Source organism: Paenibacillus pabuli NBRC 13638 (genome assembly GCF_001514495.1).
Taxonomy (GTDB): domain Bacteria; phylum Bacillota; class Bacilli; order Paenibacillales; family Paenibacillaceae; genus Paenibacillus; species Paenibacillus pabuli.
On sequence record NZ_BCNM01000061.1, the window covers coordinates 1 to 816 of the forward strand.

Consider the following 816-nt stretch of genomic DNA (forward strand, 5'->3'; position numbering starts at 1 on the left):
AAAAAAAGACTATAACGTGGACTGCAGCTATAGCATAATGTCGAGGGACAAGAACATAGTCCCATTGAAGTCGCTATTTTAGCGGCTTTTTATTTTATCGGTACAAGTTCTTGTCCCGAGCCAAGGACAAGAACTTGTACCGATTGCCGGAAAGGACAAGAACATAGTCCGATTACCGATTAGGCTTGTATCTAATCGTCATCTTGCCCTTCAATTCATTAAACTAACGGGCAGTATAGTTCCAATATGTAGTACTATTTGTTTGGGCAATGATGGGGGAATTGTAGTCATTAAGGGGGCAGGTATGGCGACCACAATAGGTCTTATTAGACATGGGGTTACTGAATGGAATAATCTTAGCAAGGCTCAAGGAATATCTGATATACCGCTAAACGAAGAAGGAGTAGAGCAAGCAACTGCACTGGCAAAGAGACTTTCAAGCGAAGAATGGGATGTTATATTCTCCAGTAATCTAACGAGAGCTAGGCAAACTGCCGAAATCATTCAGCAATGTTTAGGAGTACCCGTATTCAATGATGAACGTATTAGAGAGATTGATTGCGGCCTAATTGAGGGCACCACCGAGGAAGAGCGTATCACTCGTTGGGGAGCAAATTGGCGTGAGCAAACTCTTGGTATGGAAGATTTAAAAATGGTCGCAAAGCGAGGTCTAACTTTTCTCGAAAAACTGATTAAAGAATATGTTGATAAAAGAATATTAGTTATAAGTCATGGAGCATTGATTGGGCTGTCATTACAACATCTTTTGCCGCAACATTTCCAAAAAACGTATATAGATAATACTTCTATAACCAT

At 40.3% G+C, this 816-nt stretch carries 1 protein-coding gene; it reads left to right on the top strand.

The features are described 5' to 3' along the window. Window positions 1–304: 304 nt before the first annotated feature. Window positions 305–816, top strand: a 512-nt coding sequence (locus PPA03S_RS32000) for a histidine phosphatase family protein (RefSeq protein WP_062330059.1), incomplete at its 3' end; no start/stop codon positions are given.